At 36.0% G+C, this 2,494-nt stretch carries 3 protein-coding genes; all 3 read left to right on the top strand.

Features of this window, described 5'->3' with window-relative positions; translation table 11 throughout:
• On the top strand, positions 1–713 hold a 713-nt coding region (locus tag L652_RS0101380), incomplete at its 5' end, for a cation diffusion facilitator family transporter (RefSeq protein ID WP_024603212.1).
• A gap of 103 nt (positions 714–816) precedes the next feature.
• Positions 817–1,887: a PepSY-associated TM helix domain-containing protein gene (locus L652_RS0101375; RefSeq protein WP_024597094.1), complete on the top strand. Its 1,071-nt coding sequence runs from the start codon at positions 817–819 to the stop codon at positions 1,885–1,887.
• A gap of 72 nt (positions 1,888–1,959) precedes the next feature.
• Positions 1,960–2,494: TonB-dependent receptor plug domain-containing protein (locus L652_RS0101370; RefSeq protein WP_029770094.1), on the top strand; the 535-nt coding region annotated here is incomplete at its 3' end.

The raw sequence follows: 2,494 nt of genomic DNA, 5'->3' as shown, positions 1-2,494 counted from the left end.
CTGCCGCTATATTTATCGTGCTCGTTGCACGTAAAATTGGTAATAAACCTGCTGACTCCATTCATCATTTTGGCTATAAACGCGCTGAAATACTTGCCACACTTTTTAATAGCAGTACATTGATATTAATTGGTGTGTATTTAATTTTTGAAGCCATTTCGAGCTATTTAAACCCTCAACCAATTAATGGTTGGATAGTTGTGTGGGTGGCAGCAATAGCGTTGGTAATTGATTTAGCAACCGCATTTTTAACCTACCGAGCTGGCGCAAATCACAGTATAAATATAAAAGCGGCCTTTATTCATAATGTATCAGATGCAATGGCATCTATTGTTGTTATTATTGCGGGCACCTTAATTATTTTATACCAGTGGTATATTGTTGATTTAATTGCCACTGTGCTTATTTCTCTTTATGTAATTTATCATGGTATTTTACTATTAAAGCAAAGCTGCAAAATTTTAATGCAAGCAGCGCCTAGCAATATTGATACAGATGCAATATCACATGCTATTAGTAATGAATTTAATATCGAATCGGTAATGAGCATCAAGCTTTGGCAACTAGACGATAAAGAAAATTATTGCGAGCTTATTATTGGCACTCAGCACTTAATTAATTTGCCAGCAGTAAAAAGCTTTTTACACGACAATTTTAATATTGAAAATTGCATAATAGAAATCCAATCTATTACAAATAAAAGCCCAATTTAATGTTCTTAATAGTAAGCTAAACCAAATACACAACTTATTTAATTGAAAACAGCTCGTATTATCATTTACAATATTGTCATTAACTCATAATGAGATACCGTTTTTGAAACTTTGGTTACGTAGAATTCATTTAGGCCTTGCCCTAATTAGCGGACTATTTTTATTAATAGTGAGCCTAACCGGTGCTGTTATGATTTATGCAAAAGACATACAGCACCTAATAGAGCCTGCAAAATGGCAAGTAACACCCCAAAAAAACTTAATGCATTACGATGAACTTATACAAAATGTACAAGCTCAAACTAAGCAAAAAATCACCTTTTTTATGCCCGAACAAGCGCCAAACGCAGCATGGCAATTTCGGTTAGCCAATAAACACTACGCCAGTGTTAACCCCTACTCAGGGAGTGTACTAAACATCTATGAATCAACCGATACGATTTATGGGTTTGCTATGGGATTACATCGTTGGCTGTTGTTTGAAAACAGTAAGGGTGAAAAAACCTTTCGAAATTGGATGTCGGTGTGTGCATTGCTACTTTTAATAAATGTATTACTCGGCTTTTATTTATGGGTAAAGCCCAAAAACAGAGTTAAACGTTTAGCTATAAAACCAAAAGCCAAATTTAGAGTGCTCATGTATCAACTACATACAGTGCTTGGTGTTTACTTTTTTATACCGCTTATGCTTATTGCCTTTACTGGCATGGCATTTAACTGGAAAACACAAACTCAATCTGTATTAGAATTTGTGACGTTTAATAAAGTAGAACAAAGACCTAAAGCGCCAAAAATAATAGCCCCTTCTCAAGCTGCGTTAAACTACAATCAAGCAATTAAAAATGCAGAGAACGTATTTCCAGATGGTAAAGTATATAGAATTTACTTACCTAAAAAAGATGACGAAGCAATTGCACTGAGAATGCAAAACCCTGGCGAAAGCCACGCTTACAGCTGGGTTTGGATTAACCCATTTACTGGTAAAGTATTAAACTCATTTGACGCCAGTAAAACCAACTTCACAACACAAGCATGGAACTTTAAGTATAAGTTTCACATTGGTGATTTTGCAGGTCCTATTGTGCAGTTTTTATGGTTATTAATAGCCCTTTCACTCGCATTTTTTATTGTAAGCGGTGTATATTTTTGGTTAAAACGCCATAAATGGAAATAAATCTCATTAACACTTGCGTCATTAGTTGATAATAATTACCATTACGTAAATTGTTATCAACTAAGACACCCCATGTTAAAAACTTCGCTTTGCCTTATTGCTGTTGCAATAAGTACTAACACGTTAGCAAATGAAAATAATAAAAATGAATACAATTCTGATCAATTTGAGCATGTCATTGTTTCAGGCAGCCGTATATCAGAAAGCATTGACGAAGTACCAGCCTCGATCACCGTTATTAATCAGCAACAAATACAACAGCATTTAAAAGTAAGCTCAGAATTGGGAAGTTTACTCGCGCAAATGGTTCCTGGCCTTGCCCCAGATACTGGTAGTTCAAGTAATTCAGGACAAACACTACGCGGCCGTGCGCCTCTAATAATGATTGATGGCGTACCGCAATCAACCCCTCTTCGTAATGGTTCTTTAGGCGTAAAAACACTTGATGCAAGTGCCATAGCGCGCATTGAAGTCATAAAAGGCGCAACGTCTATTTATGGTAATGGTGCCTCAGGTGGCATTATTAACTACATAACAAAACAGGCTCGCAGTGATGGTAAACCTGAAGGTGAAATAAGTATTTCAAGCCGCTTTAGCGCTGTTAAGT

The organism is Pseudoalteromonas sp. TB25 (assembly GCF_000497995.1).
Lineage (GTDB): Bacteria > Pseudomonadota > Gammaproteobacteria > Enterobacterales > Alteromonadaceae > Pseudoalteromonas > Pseudoalteromonas distincta.
The sequence above is the reverse complement of the archived record's forward strand: the minus strand, read 5'-3'. Positions and strand labels throughout refer to the sequence as shown.